The organism is Acinetobacter sp. ABJ_C4_1 (assembly GCF_044538495.1).
Taxonomy (GTDB): Bacteria; Pseudomonadota; Gammaproteobacteria; order Pseudomonadales; family Moraxellaceae; genus Acinetobacter; species Acinetobacter nosocomialis_A.
In genome coordinates this window covers 152,410-169,223 of the sequence record NZ_JBIUCQ010000005.1, presented here as the reverse complement: position 1 = coordinate 169,223, position 16,814 = coordinate 152,410, and the positions used below count along the sequence as shown (strand labels likewise).

13 protein-coding genes are annotated in these 16,814 nt (G+C 40.9%); 12 read left to right on the top strand and 1 reads right to left on the bottom strand.

Annotation, left to right across the window (positions count from 1 at the left end):
- Positions 1 to 17: 17 nt before the first annotated feature.
- Complete coding sequence (locus ACIF8R_RS08930) at positions 18 to 1,436, bottom strand: phosphate--AMP phosphotransferase (protein WP_263612818.1); 1,419 nt, start codon at positions 1,434 to 1,436, stop codon at positions 18 to 20.
- Positions 1,437 to 1,645: 209 nt separating this feature from the next.
- On the opposite strand from ACIF8R_RS08930, the gene ACIF8R_RS08925 reads away from it, so the two are divergent.
- From ACIF8R_RS08925 to ACIF8R_RS08870, 12 genes are all read left to right on the top strand, one after another.
- Entirely contained in the window at positions 1,646 to 2,353 is a 708-nt protein-coding gene (locus ACIF8R_RS08925; RefSeq protein WP_396480312.1) for an FFLEELY motif protein, read from the top strand.
- Between the two features lie 148 nt (positions 2,354 to 2,501).
- Complete coding sequence (ubiE, locus tag ACIF8R_RS08920; protein ID WP_263612816.1) at positions 2,502 to 3,449, top strand: bifunctional demethylmenaquinone methyltransferase/2-methoxy-6-polyprenyl-1,4-benzoquinol methylase UbiE; 948 nt, start codon at positions 2,502 to 2,504, stop codon at positions 3,447 to 3,449.
- Between the two features lie 11 nt (positions 3,450 to 3,460).
- Entirely contained in the window at positions 3,461 to 4,129 is a 669-nt protein-coding gene (locus tag ACIF8R_RS08915; protein ID WP_396480310.1) for an SCP2 domain-containing protein, read from the top strand.
- 12 nt (positions 4,130 to 4,141) lie between these two features.
- Positions 4,142 to 5,761, top strand: a complete 1,620-nt coding sequence (locus ACIF8R_RS08910; RefSeq protein WP_396480308.1) for an ABC1 kinase family protein — start codon at positions 4,142 to 4,144, stop codon at positions 5,759 to 5,761.
- A 122-nt stretch (positions 5,762 to 5,883) separates the two neighbouring features.
- On the top strand, positions 5,884 to 7,197 hold the full coding sequence (locus ACIF8R_RS08905; RefSeq protein WP_396480306.1) for an FAD-dependent oxidoreductase: 1,314 nt from the start codon (positions 5,884 to 5,886) through the stop codon (positions 7,195 to 7,197).
- A gap of 26 nt (positions 7,198 to 7,223) precedes the next feature.
- On the top strand, positions 7,224 to 7,610 hold the full coding sequence (locus ACIF8R_RS08900; protein WP_396480304.1) for a VOC family protein: 387 nt from the start codon (positions 7,224 to 7,226) through the stop codon (positions 7,608 to 7,610).
- A 173-nt stretch (positions 7,611 to 7,783) separates the two neighbouring features.
- Positions 7,784 to 8,557, top strand: a complete 774-nt coding sequence (gene hisIE / locus ACIF8R_RS08895) for a bifunctional phosphoribosyl-AMP cyclohydrolase/phosphoribosyl-ATP diphosphatase HisIE (protein ID WP_311070255.1) — start codon at positions 7,784 to 7,786, stop codon at positions 8,555 to 8,557.
- Positions 8,558 to 8,566: 9 nt separating this feature from the next.
- A complete protein-coding gene (locus tag ACIF8R_RS08890) occupies positions 8,567 to 10,069 on the top strand; it encodes a UvrD-helicase domain-containing protein (protein ID WP_396480302.1) in 1,503 nt (500 codons plus the stop codon).
- A 23-nt stretch (positions 10,070 to 10,092) separates the two neighbouring features.
- On the top strand, positions 10,093 to 11,475 hold the full coding sequence (locus ACIF8R_RS08885) for an AAA family ATPase (RefSeq protein WP_396480301.1): 1,383 nt from the start codon (positions 10,093 to 10,095) through the stop codon (positions 11,473 to 11,475).
- Between the two features lie 313 nt (positions 11,476 to 11,788).
- Entirely contained in the window at positions 11,789 to 14,638 is a 2,850-nt protein-coding gene (locus ACIF8R_RS08880; protein WP_396480299.1) for a monovalent cation/H+ antiporter subunit A, read from the top strand.
- Positions 14,635 to 15,003 (top strand): Na+/H+ antiporter subunit C, encoded by a 369-nt coding sequence (locus ACIF8R_RS08875; RefSeq protein WP_000624229.1) that lies wholly within the window; start codon positions 14,635 to 14,637, stop codon positions 15,001 to 15,003. The genes ACIF8R_RS08880 and ACIF8R_RS08875 overlap by 4 nt, the downstream gene beginning before the upstream one ends.
- On the top strand, positions 15,003 to 16,814 hold the full coding sequence (locus tag ACIF8R_RS08870; RefSeq protein ID WP_396480297.1) for a monovalent cation/H+ antiporter subunit D: 1,812 nt from the start codon (positions 15,003 to 15,005) through the stop codon (positions 16,812 to 16,814). Before ACIF8R_RS08875 ends, ACIF8R_RS08870 begins: the two co-directional genes overlap by 1 nt.

Sequence of the window (16,814 nt, the reverse complement as noted above, 5' to 3'; positions counted from 1 at the left end):
AATTCACGGCTGAGAGTTTAATCTGCTCTCAGCTGTTTTAAAATAGCTCTTAACACTTCTAAACGTGCAGTATATTTATCATCAGTGGCAACAATATGCCAAGGTGCATATTCGGTACTGGTTCGTTCAAACATATCTGCTGCCGCTTTCAAATAGTCATCCCACTTATCACGATTGCGCCAGTCTTCTGCGGTAATTTTAAAGCGTTTATGCGGTGTCTCTTCTCTGGCTTTAAAGCGTTGTTCTTGCTCATCTTTACTAATCGCAAGCCAAATTTTTACCACAATGGTTTCACTATCAAATAAATCTTTTTCAAAGCGATTAATTTCGTCGTATGCCCTTTGCCACTCTAAAGGCGATGCAAAACCTTCAACTCGTTCTACCAGCACTCGACCATACCAAGTACGGTCAAAGATTGTAATTTTTTCAGCTTCATTAATACGATTCCAAAAACGCCACAAATAAGGATGCCTTGCTTCGAAACGTTCAGGTGCGCCAATACAATGAATATCATATTCACGCGGGTCTAAGTTTTTCACAATTCGTTTAATGGCACCCCCTTTACCCGAAGCATCCATTCCTTCAAAAGCAATCACAAAATTACGTTTATCAAAACGCATGGTATCGGCAATTTTTTTACTGAGTTTATCGAGCTCTTTTTTGTAATCAGCTTTATCGAGCTGTTCTTTAGAAGGTTTTAACAAACTTTCAGGAATCTTTGCCTGCTGCCATTTACCTTTGACTTCACTTTCATGTTCAGGCAATTCACGCATATGTTGCAAAAGGTATTGGGCAAAAAATTGATCTCGCTGTTTTTCATCTTCACCATCAATAATGTACCAGTCGTCGGTAAAACGGCGGCGTAACTTTTGCAAAGTGTCGTATTGTTTTTTATTGCGCCAGTCTAAACCGTGCAGTTTATGCCAATGCTGTTCAGATGGGTCTATTTTATCTAAACGTTTTTGCAGTGACTTCCACGAAAGGTCAAACCAAACCTTAATCACATCGACATAGTTATTTTTTAAATCCTGTTCAAACGCCCGCATGTTTTCAACATAGGCATCAAAACGGGCATCATCCAAAGGTTCCGATACATGCGTTGCGGTAACCAATAAGTCACTATACCAATTGCCAAACATCACCACAATTTGGCCTTCAGTTGGAATGAACTCTGAATATGACTGCCAAAAAGCTTCGGTATCTGTCAGCACACGCGGTGCATCTGCTTTTACGCGTAAATATCTTGGATCTAACCATTCTCGAAGCTGCTTAACAGCCTCGCCTTTTCCAGCCAGTTCAATACCACTCATTAAAATGAGTGTACTTTTAGCATTTTTTTTGCCCCGACTATCTTTTAAAGCATATTGTGCTTCAATCAAATCGACTGAAAGCTGTTCCTCGTCTCGAATTTCAAATTTTGGTTGTTGTTCACTCATAGTCCACTGCTCTAATCTTTTATTGTTTAATTTCATCGTTATTTAACTTATGCGCTTAGATGATGAATTGCTATACAAATTATGTCATTGCGCCAAAATTCTGTCTAAAAATTGACGCATAAATCATTTTTTTTACATCTACTCGCCATAGTAGAAGGTTACAATGCCTCTTATGATTTTTTGCAAATAGCCCAATATTAGAGCCTTAAATGTCTAAACTCGCTGCTTTTGATGATCTTTTACAACAATATAAAACATTTAATTATCACGATAATCCAGTGCTTGCCCAGCGTTTGCAAGATGTACAAACATGGCTAAAAGAGCGGATGAAAGATACTCATCACGACTTTTTTAATTTGCCAGAACACAAGCTCATGTCAGAGTATTTTTTAAACCGTTTATATGGTGGTCCAGAGTTTGATGCGCTTGCAGCTCAAATTGAACGTTTATTGAAATATGCTCATAAAGCAGAAAAAGTTCTACCTGAAAATGCAATTAAAACAGGAACAAAGTCGGTAAGTCTGGCTGTACTTGCCACACAACTTGATGAACAAGTAGCAATGCAGCTTCTTGAAGACTACCCTGCCAATACAGTACTCACTGACGAGATTATGCGCTTAACCTTAATCAAGCTTGATCAGGCAGAAGCTCGTTACCAGCAACTTGCTCTTCTTGACGACTTAGGATTAGCGTTAGATAAATACATGCGTTCATTTATGATGTTCACTGCCTTTAAAATGTGTAAAGGTCTTGCTCAAAAATATCACTTTGAATTGATGTATGATTTTATTCAGGATGGTTTTAGCGCAATGAAACCATTAAAATCGGCTGAGGCTTTTATTAAGACTTTTACGGAAAAAGAACGTCAGATTGTTGAAAAAGTACATTCAGGACATCCGAATCCGTTTAGAGTGTGATAAGGTCGGCACATAGAAAAAACTCAACCTCGCGAAGTTGAGATTTTATTCATTATATTTGCATGGTGATGCCTGTAAAAATAGACAAAATCTGTCATCATGCAGAACTTATTCCGTTTCACTTGAGTTTGAGTCTAGGAGAGACAATATGTCTAACGAAAACCAAAAGCCAACATCTCCAACTGAGCAGGCACAAAGTTCAGACAAAGTTAGCCCATTCCTAAGCTCACCTTTACCGCAAGGTACTCCTCAAGGGCAACAACAAACTTTACAGCAAACCTTAACAGATACACCTGTTAGTGGTTCTGTACCGAAATACAATTTACCACGTGGTGCTAGCAATACAGGCAATGTGGGAGAAACAACTCACTTTGGTTTCTCAACTGTTAAAACTGAAGATAAAGCTCAAAAAGTTGCTGAAGTTTTCCACTCAGTTGCAAGCAAATATGACCTTATGAATGACTTAATGTCATTTGGTATTCACCGTTTGTGGAAACGCTTTGCAATTAACATGTCTGGTGTTCGCCGTGGTCAACACGTGTTGGATATTGCTGGCGGTACAGGTGACTTAGCAAAAGTATTTAGTCGTGAAGTTGGTCCTCAAGGTCATGTGGTACTTTCAGACATTAATGAATCTATGCTGAATGTTGGTCGTGACCGTTTGATTGATGCAGGCTGTACCAATGTCGATTTCGTTCTTGCCAATGCAGAAACATTAGAGCCATTTGCAGACAACAGCTTTGACCTTGTCACCATTAGCTTTGGTTTACGTAACGTGACAGATAAAGACGCTGCGCTTGCTTCTATGTTCCGTGTGCTTAAGCCAGGTGGTCGTTTACTGATTCTTGAGTTTTCTAAACCAGTATTTGAGCCATTCTCAAAACTTTATGACCTTTACTCATTCACTGCTTTACCGATTATGGGTAAATTGGTTGCCAATGACTCAGAAAGTTATAAGTATTTAGCTGAATCAATTCGTATGCACCCAGACCAACGCACCTTAAAAGGTATGATGGAAAATGCTGGCTTCCAGAACTGTGATTATCACAACCTGACTGGCGGTATTGTTGCTGTTCACCGCGGTTTCAAACTGTAAGGGATAGCGATATGTGGTCGATTTTGGCACTCGGTGCAGTCGAACGTATCATTCATCATCTGATCGATCTGGATGCATTAACCCGCATTCAGCTCAATCAGTTACAGGGCAAAATGTTGCGTGTGGTCATAGATAGCCCGCAACTTTCTGTCGATGTATTCTTTGACCAAGAAAAAGTACGTCTTGAACCTACTGCAACTGGGCATAGCGAAAAACCTTCTATTTTTGAACAACGCCCGTTTGATCCACAATTTAAAATTTCTGAAGCCACAGCCACTTTGCATGTCAAAGATGTGGTTGAACTGATCAAACTATTGGTCAGCGATCCAGACCAGATTGGTAATATCCCGCTTCAAGGTGATTATCACCTATTACAGGATATTCAAAGAATTATGCAGCAGGCTGAACCTGATTTAGCTGCGCATTTATCAAAATGGATTGGCCCTCAACTCGCTCATGAAATTGGCAAGATTCAACTTGCACCAAAGCATTTAAAACGCTCCGTGCAAAGCCATCTATTTTTTGCTGAAGATGCCTTAAAAGAAGACAGCGGTTTATTTGCCCCACGTTGGGAAATGGACGATTTAAATCAAGCTACACGTAAGCTTAATCAAGACATTGACCGTCTAGAAGCTAAGCTACAGCAGCTCAATGCACAACTACAACCCACTCAAGACTAGGTAAGACTGTATATGATTCCGCACGTTTCACGTTTACTCGAACTTTGGCGTATTGCAGCGCACTATAGACTCGATACGTTGTTCCCTGCGGATGAATTACCTGTTAAAGCTCAACGTGCATTAAATATTATTAAGATGCATCCAGCTGCATGGTCGAGTCGTGAACGCAAAAACCCATTGAAGCTTAAAGAAGCTTTAGAAGATATGGGCCCGCTTGCAATTAAGCTTGGGCAGTTACTGTCTACTCGACGCGACCTGATTCCACCTGAAATACTCGCTCAATTGGTCTTACTTCAAGATCAGGTTAAACCTTTTGATAGCAATGTTGCCAAACAACGTATTCAAGATTCTTTAAAAGCAGACGTAAATACACTATTTGCTCGCTTTGATGACCAACCATTAGCTGCTGCTTCAATTGCACAAGTACATACAGCAGCACTGCATGATGGTCGTGAAGTTGTTGTAAAAGTCACTCGTCCGGACATTCGTAGCCAGATTTTACAAGACTTTGAAATTTTAGCTTGGCTAGGCAATACCTTAGAAAGTCGCCTAGAAGCTGCTCGCGCGTTGCATCTGACTGAAATTATTCAAGACTACCGCCAGATCATTTTAAATGAGTTGGACTTGAGTATTGAGGCAGATAACACCCGTCGTATGCGCCATTATTTTACTGGCTCAACCATGATGTATGTGCCTGAAGTCTACATGGACACCAAAGATGTCATGGTAGCAGAGCGCATTACAGGTGTTCCTATTTCAGATACGGCAACCTTTGACCGTCTAGGCATGGACCGTGCACAACTTGCAGAAAAAGGATTAACCATTTTCTTTACGCAAGTATTCCGCGATAACTTTTTCCATGCCGACATGCACCCCGGCAATGTCTTTGTAGAAACAATTAATCCAAGCAATCCACGTTTTATTGCACTCGACTGTGCAATTATGGGTGAGTTATCTAAGCATGACCAGATGACCATTGCCCGCATGTTGCTTGCTGTAATGAACAGCAACTTTATGCAGCTCATTCAAATTGTTCATCAAGCTGGTTGGATTCCACCGGGTACAGACCAAGATGCGCTATCGCGTGAAATGCGTCGCACCGTTGGCCCAATGGTGTCTAAGCCAATGGATCAACTTGATTTTGCTGGCATCTTGATTCAAGTGATGGATATTGCCCGTCGCTTCCATTTAGAGATTCCGCCACAACTCATGTTGTTGCTAAAGACTTTAGTGCATGTCGAAGGTCTAGGTACCGATCTTTACCCGCAGCTCGACATCTGGAAATTGGCAAAACCAATTTTGACTGAATGGGTTAAGTCCAACATGAACCCAGTCAAAAATGTAAAAGAACTTGGCCAGCAACTACCTGACCTGCTTTTAGGTGCTCAGGATTTCCCAAGCTTAATTATTGACAGTTTAAATGGTTTAAAGAACCAGTCTGCTTGGCAAGACCGCCAGTTACGTGAAATTCAACAGCTTCGTTTGCAAATGGAACATCAGCAACGCCGTAGCTGGATGTTCGGTAGTAGCATGCTGATTTTGCTCACCATTGCGATTATTAGCCCTTGGTTTGTTTCGATTATTTTAATTGTGCTGAGTAGCTTATTAGCACTTTGGCGTATATTGAAATAAGTTCTAAATCCCTTGCTAGTGCAAGGGATTTTTTTATGGCTAACTTTAATCTTTAAAAAATATAGATCGCTTGTTCGTTCATTGCTAAATTAGCATTCATAAATGCTTGAAAAGAACAAACAATGAAAACACCTCATTTTGCCATTATCGGTGCAGGTACCGCAGGTTTAGCGACTGCCATTTTGCTTGCTCGAGAAGGCAATAACGTTACTATTTTTGAACAAGTTGATGAGTTATCTCCGGTAGGTGCTGGGTTATTACTACAACCCGTGGGCTTAGCTGTATTTGAACATTTAGGTGTACTCGACAAAGCCTTATCCTTAGGTGCGAGAGTCACAGGCCTAGAAGGACAACTTCCGGACAAACGCCTTTTAGTTAACAGTCATTATCACGAAGCATCAGCAAACCTCTATGGTCTAGGTATACACCGGGCCACTTTGTGTCATGTACTCACTCAAAAGCTTAGCGAGTATTCAAGCCAGATTACTTGGTGTATGAGCCATTCTGTTGAAAGATTTGAAGAACATAACAATGAGGTTCGGATATTCGGCAGTCATCAAAACCAAAAGTTTGATGCTTGCTTTGATGGCCTACTCATTGCCAACGGTGCGCGTAGCCAGTTACGCCCCAAAGCATGGGTAAAGGTTGACAAAGCTTATCCATGGGGAGCGGCGTGGAGTATCGTGCCTGAGTGCCAAGTATTAGATGCTGAAATTCTGCATCAATTTTATGATCGCTCGAAAATTATGATGGGAATTCTTCCTACAGGAGCAGTTCCAACAGAACCTCAACAGCGCCTTTCAAGTATATTTTGGAGCTTACCTACCCCACAATTACAAAGCTTTTTGCAAGATGAACAGGCTAAACAAACTTGGTTAAAGCAAGTTTCTGAGCGTTGGCCCACAGTTGCAGAGTGGCTAAAAGAGATTTTGTATAACAGTCCAACTCAGCCTAAATGGCTATCTGCAAATTACCGTGATGTCGTCATGACTCAATTTGGTCAAGGACGAATTGGAGTCATTGGAGATGCAGCTCATGCAATGAGTCCACAGTTAGGACAAGGGGCCAATATGGCATTATTAGATGCTTGGGCTTTTTCTCAATCCCTGCAACAAGCTCAAAAGAATCAAAACATTGATTGGTCCCTGCTCTGGCAGCACTACCACCAGCTTCGTCGTTCATCCACCCAGTTTTATCAATTTCTTAGTCGCTTATTAACACCACTTTATCAATCTGACCATTGGTGGGCGGGAAGCTTAAGAGATTTAGTTTTCCCTTGGATGTATCAAATTCCTTATTTTCGAAAAGAAATGGCAATCACAATTTCGGGATTAAAGACAGGTTCATTTCAGCAACTTGATTATGATCAAGTCGCTCAAGCACCTAAAGAAAGCAGTGCGTTTCATTTAAAAAATGAATCTCTGTCTGACTATTAACCCAACCAAATAATAGCGAGTAACACATGAAAATCAGCCATCTTGATCATCTTGTTTTAACTGTTGCCAGTATTGAGAATACCTGTAATTTCTATCAAAACGTGTTGGGATTTAAGGTCATCACTTTTAAAGGTGATAGAAAGGCTCTACAGTTTGGAAATCAAAAAATAAATTTACACCAGCAAGGTCACGAGTTCGAACCTAAGGCATTGCAACCGACTCCCGGATCTGCCGATCTGTGTTTTATTTCAGACACACCCATTTCAGAAGTGGTAGCACACCTTAATCAGTTAAATATTCAAATTGAAGAAGGTCCTGTTGAACGTACTGGTGCGGTGCACCCTATTCTTTCAGTTTATATTCGTGATCCAGATCAAAATTTGATTGAGATTTCAAATATCCTCACGTCTTAGTCATTTGAATAAGATACCGATTGGTAAGCGTTACAAGCTATTCATTACGCTGACAAAGACAAAAAGGACAAAGAATTTTTCCGCAAAGCGACGTTGATGCCGTACACTATACAAGCTATTTTTAGCATCTGATTGAAATCAATTTATAGTTCATATTTCTTTGGTGATTCCTCATGAATAACACGCAATGGCTCGATGAAGTAAAATTTAACGAACAAGGTCTTATCCCTGCCATTGCTCAACATCATCAAACCGGACGTATTTTGATGGTGGCGTGGATGAACCGTGAATCACTTGCGCTCACAGCAGAAAAAAATCAGGCTGTGTACTTCTCTCGCTCTCGCCAAAAACTTTGGCACAAGGGTGAAGAATCAGGCCATTTCCAAACAGTTTATGAAATTCGTTTAGACTGCGATGGTGATGTAATCGTATTACAAGTTGAGCAACACGGCGGTATTGCATGCCATACAGGTCGAGAGTCTTGTTTCTACCGTAAACTTACCCCACAGGGCTGGGAAATTGTCGATGCACAATTAAAGGACCCTACTGCAATTTATGGTGACAAAGCCAAAGCTGCAAGCCACGATCATGCTCATACTACTGAACAAGTTGATGTACTTGCTCACTTAGGGCAATTAATGCAAGAGCGTAAGCAAGCAGAAGCTGATACTTCATATGTTGCAAGCCTCTACAAAAAAGGCATCAATAAAATTTTAGAAAAAGTCGGCGAAGAAGGCGTAGAAACTATTATTGCTGCGAAAGACTACGCTGCTCAAAATACAGAAAGTAATTTAAATGACTTGATTTATGAAACGGCCGATTTGTGGTTCCATAGTATTGTCATGTTGGGTTATTTCGATCTTAATCCACAACTTATTATTGACGAATTAGCTCGTCGTCAGGGTTTATCTGGTTTAGTTGAAAAAGCTAACCGTAACAAGGTTTAAAATCACTCAGTGTCGAATATCGAAAAACCTAAAGCCACCTATGAGCAAGCCATTGCCATAGATAACGGACGTCTTGGGCAATCATTTAAAGTGATTGCCTATGCGGGTACAGGTAAAACTACTACATTACAAATGATTAGTGATGCCATGCCTGAACGGCGCGGTATGTATTTGGCTTTTAACAAAGCCATTGCTGGTGAAGCTCAAAACAAATTTCATCGCAATGTAGACTGCCGTACTTTCCACTCACTCGCATTTCGCAGTGTGCCACGTGGTGTGACTGATAAATTACGCCTACCTCGCTTAAGTCCAAGCTTTATTGCCAAAGAATATCGACTAGAACCAATTACCTTACGACGCATGATGGGTGGACGTTATGAAAAATACGTCTTAATGCCAAGTCGTCTGGCGAGTCTTGTCGCAAATGCGGTGAGCTATTTCTGCTCAACAAGTTCTCAATACCCAGCTCCTCGACATATTCAGGCGCCAAATTGGTTACATCCAGACGATATTACCGAGCTACAGACCCACCTTTACCCTGCTGTTGAACGGCGCTGGTTAGAGTCTATCGACCCAAATCATCAAGCCGGAATTGGTCACGATATTTACCTCAAACTTTGGGCATTGTCTGAACCAAACATTCCAGCCGATTATGTCTTATTTGATGAAGCACAAGATGCTGATCCTTTAATGTTGGGTATCTTACTTCGTCAAAAAAGTACGCAGGTTATTTATGTAGGCGATGCACATCAGCAAATCTACGCGTGGCGTGGTGCAGTTAATGCCATGCAACAACTGCCTTTGCCAGAGTCTCGCTTAACGACTTCTTTCCGTTTTGGAGAGGCAATTGCCGATGTCGCCAATGCGTTGCTAGGTGGTTTAAATGAAACAGTTCCGCTGCTTGGCAATCCGAACCAGAAATCGAGTGTAGTCAATAAACCACATACCAAAATGCGTGATGCGATTTTGTGTCGTACCAATGCTCGGGCAATGGAGCTGTTATTGGCAGGCTTAGTTCACGGCGATAAAGTAAGTTTGCAGGCAGATCATCAAAAACTAAACCGTTTTGTAGATGCTGCAAGCCTCTTGAAGCAAGGAAAACGAGTTACTGACGTTCCCGAGTTAGCATGGTTTAACTCATGGCACGATGTACATGAATACTGTGAAACCAATGAAGGAAGTGACATCAAACCATTGGTTAAACTGGTAGATGATCATGGTACCGACCCACTGAAAAAAGCGCTTTCTAAAATTACTCCCCTTGAGCAAGCTGACTATGTCATCTCAACTGCCCATAAAGCAAAAGGATTAGAGTGGAATCGTGTCCATATTGAAGATGACTATCAATTTAAAATTAATGGTTTAGAACACAAGATTACAGATGAGGAATTAAGATTACTTTACGTGGCCTGTACTCGTGCTAAAGTAAGTCTAAACATCCATCATCTTTATGATCTGATACAACAATTAAAAGTAAGGGCGCCTTTAAGTCTTCGTAAGTCGGTTGGTTGAAGCGCTCATAATTAGGTGAGCCTATGAGACTTGAATCCATCCAATTTAAACATGTTGCTCTGTTTCATGACCTAAAGATCCAGTTTCAATATGATAAACAACCGATTACTTTAATTTTAGGTGAGCAGGCAACCGGTAAAAGTATGCTACTCAAGCATATTTACCATGCTTTAACGTGGTTTCCTGCTCGCTTGAAAGATGTTCGTACCCCGGGCGTAGTCATGCCTGATCAAGACATTACCCATTCTCGGTTACAGTCTAAAATAGAAGTCAGCATTCATATTCCATCAGAATTCGGGCAACTGCCTGAAACCACATCCGCACAGCAAACCGACACATCTATTTGTAGCTGGAAACTATTTAAAACCTTAAATGCAACTGGCGTAGGGATTAGTCAAGTTGAAACTCAGCAGCTCGATCAAACCATTACCCTTTATCATCAAGTCACAAGAAAAGACCCACTTCAAGGCCTTCCCTTACTTGCTTACTACCCATCTGAGCGATTTGTTAACGATATAAATTTGCTGAATAAAAACCTGCCAGGGATTACTCAGTCTATTTCTGCTTATGAAATTAGCTTAATCCCGTTTACCACCTTTGCTCGTTTTTTTGAATGGCTGCGTGAAATTAGCGATATTGAAAATGCACAAGCAGCTCATGTTGTACAACGAATTATTTCCCGACAATCAAACCCACAAAATCAGGAAGAACTTTTACGTCAACTTCAAATCGAATTGGCAGGGCAGCCTAAACAACTGCCTTCACCAAATTTATATGCGCTGAAATCGGCATTAAAGATTATTTTTCCAGAACTTGAAGACATCTATTTACAATATCATCCACGTCTTCAACTTACGGCCCATTACAAGGGTGAAGCTTTAGCCTTTCAGCAACTTTCCAATACAACCAAAACATGGATTGCATTGATAGGTGATGTCGTACGTAGACTTTGTTTGCTCAACCCATTGAGCCTAGACCCTTGCCTTGAAGGTGAAGGAATTTTGTTAATTGACCAAATCGATTCACAATTAGATGCTCTGCATTGCTCAGAAATTTTAAATCGACTTCATGAGGCATTTCCGCGTTTACAAATTATAGTGACTGGAAGCCGTGAAGAGTTACTTGAACATGCAGCTGCTTATCAATGCCTTAAATTAGAACATGGCAAAGCAAGCCAACTTGATTTAAATACGACTCAGCAGCAGCTTGAACACCTTTACACCCTCTTGCACCGAGATGAAGTTTTAGCGCCGCATATAGATCCATTGCCACTTGATACCGAACCTACAACCACTCAAATTGACAATTTGTACCAGCAAATCCAAAACTTAAATGAACAACAAAAAAATGAATTATTACGTATGATTCATACAGGAGATACCTCGGAAGAAACCTCATCTCTTTAAAATTTATTATCCATTTAGCTCAATTTTTATAATAAAACCGAATTCGCTAAATATATGATGAAATCTGGTTTTTGAGCTGAAAAATCACTAGATGTTGTTACCGCATGTAATAACATCAGATTTTTAATGATTTTTTAGTGTACAATAAATTTCATTTTGCGTTTTTATTATTCAAGTTGCGCAATACAACTTGTTTCTCGCTTTATTTTTCTAATTTGGTCGGGTTTTCAGAATATAAGCTTTGGAAATCTCTTTGAATTCCTATCTATTCTGAAATTAAAATTTCACCTTTAGGCTTCGGTCTAAATTATATATGGATACGAGTGTGCTACCGATAATTATCTTATTACCGTTAATATTAGGCACCACCCTTGTTTCATTGCTTCAACGGTTTTCACGTGGAGTAACGGCTTTAGGGGCGATCGGAGTCAGTTTAACCAGTTTTGGTTTATTACTGACTCAGGCTAAAACTGTGCTTGGTGGTGCAAGCATTCAACAAAGTTGGGATTGGTTACCGCAATTAGGAATTAATCTAAGCTTCAGACTCGATGCTCTTGGTTTACTATTCTCTTTACTTATTACCGGTATCGGTACACTCATTTATATTTATGCCTATTATTATTTAGGCCCTAAAAATTCATTAAGTAAACTCTATTTATTACTCATGCTGTTTATGGCAGCAATGCTGGGTATTTCCCTTTCTAACAATTTAATTATTTTATTAGTCTTTTGGGAACTTACCAGTATTTCATCATTTCTACTGGTGGGTTATTGGAGTCATTACGAAGCAGCACAACGCGGCTCGCGTATGGCACTTACCATTACAGGAATGGGGGGACTCGCCATGCTAGGTGGATTTGTCTTACTAGGACAAATCACTGGTACTTATGAAATTAATGATATTGTCGGAATGAAAGACCTTATTCAAAGTCATCATCTTTTCGTTCCGATGCTTTTGCTTATTTTACTCGGTGCTTTTACTAAAAGTGCTCAATTCCCTTTCCATTTTTGGTTACCCAATGCAATGGCAGCCCCCACCCCGGTGTCGGCTTATTTGCACTCTGCAACCATGGTTAAGGCCGGTATTTTCTTATTAGCACGTCTTCTACCTATCTTTATTGGGGCCGCGCTTTATCACAACATTGTCACGTTTGTCGGCCTATTTACACTCTGTATGGCTGCATGCTTTGCCATCTTTAAAGAAGATTTAAAAGGATTATTGGCCTACTCCACCATTAGTCATTTAGGCCTTATTGTCTGTTTGCTTGGTATTGGTTCACCTTTAGCGGTTGCCGCTGCAATTTTCCATATTATTAACCACGCAACCTTTAAAGCTGCCCTGTTTATGATTGCAGGGATTATTGACCATGAAACAGGTACACGTGATCTTAGAAAATTAAGTGGCGTTTGGCAGCTGTTACCGTTTACCGCAACGCTCACCATGATTACCGCAGCATCAATGGCAGGTGTTCCACTGACCAATGGCTTTATTTCTAAAGAAATGTTCTTTACTGAACTGTTGGCGAACCTTTCAGGCTCGGCTGTTATTTTTGCAAGTGTTATTGCAACACTTGCCGGTATTTTTGCAGTCAGTTATTCAATTCGCTTAGTTCACGGCGTATTTTTTGATGGTCCATTGGGCAAACAAGTACCAAATAAAAATGCCCATGAACCACCGATTGGCATGCGAGCACCAGCCATATTACTTGCGACGTTATGTATTTTGGTGGGTATTTTCCCTGCCCTACTGGTTGAGCCTTTAGTTAACAGCGTGACACGTGCAAGTCTAATGCAACCTGATTTTGCGGGAACTCATCTTGCAATCTGGCATGGATTTAATGCTCCTCTTGTGATGAGTATTATTGCTTTGATTGGCGGCACGCTTTTCTATTTTGCTTTAGCAAAAGATGGCATGATTCGTAAAATCGACCTCGACCCACGACTTGGTCGTTTACAAGGTCGTGTTTTATTTGATTTGTTCTTAAAACATTTGCTATTAACGAGTCGTAAAATCAAACAAAAAACTGAGAATGGTTCACTACAAAGTTACCTGTTCTTAATGATTGCTTTTAGCATCATTCTGGTCACTTTGCCTTTACTCAATCAAGGCCTTACCACAGGTACACGCGAACTCACACATGCACCATGGATTGCAGTCGTTCTTTGGCTGACCTTATTCTCGGGTTGCTGGATGATGCTCTGGTTTCACCATGAGCGCATTAAAGCTGTACTCATTAGTGGTGCAATTGGTCTCGTGGTTACTATGGTATTTGTTACCATGTCGGCACCTGACTTAGCTCTCACTCAAATTACAGTAGACGTTGTAACGACTGTACTTTTATTGATGAGTTTATCTTTATTACCACAGCTTACGCCTTATGAGTCTACTCGCTCTAGACGTTTGAGAGATGCATTTTTAGCAATCATTGGTGGCTTGGGTATTGGCTGGATTACGTGGCTCATTTTAACGCGTGACCATAATTCGATTTCATGGTTCTTTGCTCAGCAATCTTTACCACTTGGCGGCGGCTCCAACATTGTAAATGTTATTTTGGTGGACTTCCGTGGTTTCGATACCTTTGGTGAAATTACCGTACTGGGCATTGCTGCGATTGGCGCGCTATGCCTCATGGATGGCATGCGCGTACACGGCACCACCATGACACAAGGCCTCACCTACCGCTTTAACCCATCTCCGCTCATGTTCCGTATTACAGCCTCTTGGGTGTTGCCTTTAGCGCTAGTGGTAAGTGTCTATATCTTTATGCGCGGACATAACTACCCTGGCGGTGGCTTCATTGCAGGTTTAATTACCTCAATGGCACTCATTATTCAGTACATTGCTTTAGGTCAAGACCAAGCAGAACAAATGTTAAAAGCACAATCTGGTCGTCTTTATGAGGTCTGGATTGGTTCCGGTTTAACAATTGCAGGCTTAACAGGTATTGCTGCATGGTTCTGGGCACGTCCATTCTTAACCAGTGCTCATGTCTATGTTGAGTTACCAGTTTTAGGAAAACTACATCTGGCTTCAGCAGCAAGCTTTGATTTGGGTGTGTATATCACAGTGGTAGGCGCCACTATGCTACTCATTTCTGTATTAGGAGACTCTCGCCATTCGAGTATGTCTGGTCCTGTACCTCATGGGGAGAAATTATCATGATCAGTTTAGAATTCTTACTGGCCTCTGCCATTGGGCTACTTGTTGCGACAGGCATCTATCTCATTTTACGTGCACGTACCTTCCCTGTGGTATTGGGATTAGCCGTACTCGGTTATGCAGTTAACCTATTTTTGTTTGCGATGGGCCGCTTGCAAGTGAGCTCACCAGCGATCCTGACTGAAACCACTAATATTACAGACCCGCTTCCACAAGCTCTTGTTTTAACTGCAATCGTTATCGGTTTTGCGACCACAGCGTTTATTGTACAACTGGCTTTACGCAGCCGTTATGAATCAGGTAGTGACCACGTTGATGCTAAAGAAGATATTTCTCCAACATACGACCCACGTGAGGATGAGCCGTGATGTTTGATTTTTTATCTTTTTGGCAAGCTAATACACCAATTTTCAGTATCCTCATCCCGGCATTTACTGGTTTTATCTTATTGCTTCTAGGTAACCCTGGCGCTGGTGCATTAAAAGAAGATTGGCGACAACCTTGGCGCCGTGGCATTAGTTTGATCTCAGCAATAGCTGGGTTAATCACTGCTGTTAGTTATCTGCTTGTTGCAAACACTGGCCAAATTACGGTTTATCAGTTGAGCGAGTGGTCAGCTCCCTTTGGTATTGTGCTGATACTCGACCGCCTTTCAGCTTTTATGCTAGTTTTAACTTATGCCTTAGCAGTTCCGGTTTTATGGTATGCCAGTGAAAACTGGGATACGAGAGGTCGCTATTTCCACGCCATATTCCATTTTCTTTTAATGGGGCTATGTGGCGCATTTCTCACAGGCGACTTATTTAACCTGTTCGTTTTCTTTGAAATCTTGCTCATGGCATCCTACGTCCTCTTATTACATGGACAAGGAAAACCGAGATTTCAGCTTGGTGTGCACTACGTCATTATCAACCTTTTAGCCTCTGCCCTGTTCTTAATTGGTCTTGGCATGATCTATGGCAGTGTAGGTAGCCTCAATATGGCTGATGTTTCACGTTTGCTACCGACTTTAGATGCAGATCAATATAAATTAGCAGTTGCAGGTGCCTTACTATTATTTGTCGTGTTTGGTATTAAAGCGGCCATGCTACCAGTTGGTTTTTGGCTACCAAAAACTTATGCCGTTGCAAGTACACCTGTCGCAGCAATTTTTACCATTATGACCAAAGTGGGGATCTATGCCATTTTGCGTGTCAATGGAACTGTATTTAATGATGTACTCAGCCAAGAAATCTTTAAAAGCTGGTTGCTTCCAATTGGTTTAGTGACTTCTTTATATGGCGTGATTGGCGCAATTGGTGCAGATCGCCTCAGACGTTTTGTTGGCTTTATGGTGCTGTCTTCAATTGGTACTTTATTGATTGCAATTGCCATGTCAAATACACAAGCGTGGTCTGGAGCATTATTCTATTTAGTCCACAGTACATTGATTGGTGCAGCATTTTACCTGTTCTGTGGCTGGATGACTTCACAGCGCGGTGATTTTAAAGATCATTTAAAGATTGCACCGAGAATTAAACAAGAAAAAGCAGCCATGCTGACTTATTTCCTGATTGCCATGATGCTCGCAGGCTTACCACCTTTTAGTGGCTTCTTTGGGAAAGTATTTATTTTGCAGGCTACTGTTGAAACTGCATATCAAGGCTGGGTTATTGGTATTGTTCTTTTGGTGAGTCTATTAAGTATTATTGCATTAACACGTGTCGGCTTTATTTTATTCTGGCGTGCATCACCACCAGAAGAAGACCCAATCAATCCTGCTTATATTATTTATCGTGCTTTACCTGAAAAAGCACCGCCACGTAACGATACAGTCATCTATATCTTACTTGCCGGTTTAGTGGCTTATGTAGCATTTGCTTCACCTGTATTGCACTACACCACAAATACCGCTCAGCAAATTCAAGATCATGCCCTGTATCAGCAATCTATTCTTAAAACTGATCAAAATGGCGAAGTTATTAGCGTTCAGCCATATGACTCAACTTATTTACCAGAAACAAAATATGGTGGTGAAGTTGAAGATCATAATGCCTATCTTATTCCTGACATTATTTCGAAAGATACTTTCAACGGTGAGCATATTTCTGAATATAAACACCGCCAAATTCAGCAGCAAGAGAAATTGCAAACCCCAACCATTGCTGATGAAAGTCAACTGAAACCTATGGAGCCATAA

What these genes read in the sequence shown, in the direction of transcription:
- ACIF8R_RS08930 (WP_263612818.1), bottom strand. Translation starts at nt 1,436, where the DNA reads ATGAGTGAACAACAACCAAAATTTGAAATTCGAGACGAGGAACAGCTT.
- ACIF8R_RS08925 (WP_396480312.1), top strand. Translation starts at nt 1,646, where the DNA reads ATGTCTAAACTCGCTGCTTTTGATGATCTTTTACAACAATATAAAACA.
- ubiE (WP_263612816.1), top strand. Translation starts at nt 2,502, where the DNA reads ATGTCTAACGAAAACCAAAAGCCAACATCTCCAACTGAGCAGGCACAA.
- ACIF8R_RS08915 (WP_396480310.1), top strand. Translation starts at nt 3,461, where the DNA reads ATGTGGTCGATTTTGGCACTCGGTGCAGTCGAACGTATCATTCATCAT.
- ACIF8R_RS08910 (WP_396480308.1), top strand. Translation starts at nt 4,142, where the DNA reads ATGATTCCGCACGTTTCACGTTTACTCGAACTTTGGCGTATTGCAGCG.
- ACIF8R_RS08905 (WP_396480306.1), top strand. Translation starts at nt 5,884, where the DNA reads ATGAAAACACCTCATTTTGCCATTATCGGTGCAGGTACCGCAGGTTTA.
- ACIF8R_RS08900 (WP_396480304.1), top strand. Translation starts at nt 7,224, where the DNA reads ATGAAAATCAGCCATCTTGATCATCTTGTTTTAACTGTTGCCAGTATT.
- hisIE (WP_311070255.1), top strand. Translation starts at nt 7,784, where the DNA reads ATGAATAACACGCAATGGCTCGATGAAGTAAAATTTAACGAACAAGGT.
- ACIF8R_RS08885 (WP_396480301.1), top strand. Translation starts at nt 10,093, where the DNA reads ATGAGACTTGAATCCATCCAATTTAAACATGTTGCTCTGTTTCATGAC.
- ACIF8R_RS08880 (WP_396480299.1), top strand. Translation starts at nt 11,789, where the DNA reads ATGGATACGAGTGTGCTACCGATAATTATCTTATTACCGTTAATATTA.
- ACIF8R_RS08875 (WP_000624229.1), top strand. Translation starts at nt 14,635, where the DNA reads ATGATCAGTTTAGAATTCTTACTGGCCTCTGCCATTGGGCTACTTGTT.
- ACIF8R_RS08870 (WP_396480297.1), top strand. Translation starts at nt 15,003, where the DNA reads ATGTTTGATTTTTTATCTTTTTGGCAAGCTAATACACCAATTTTCAGT.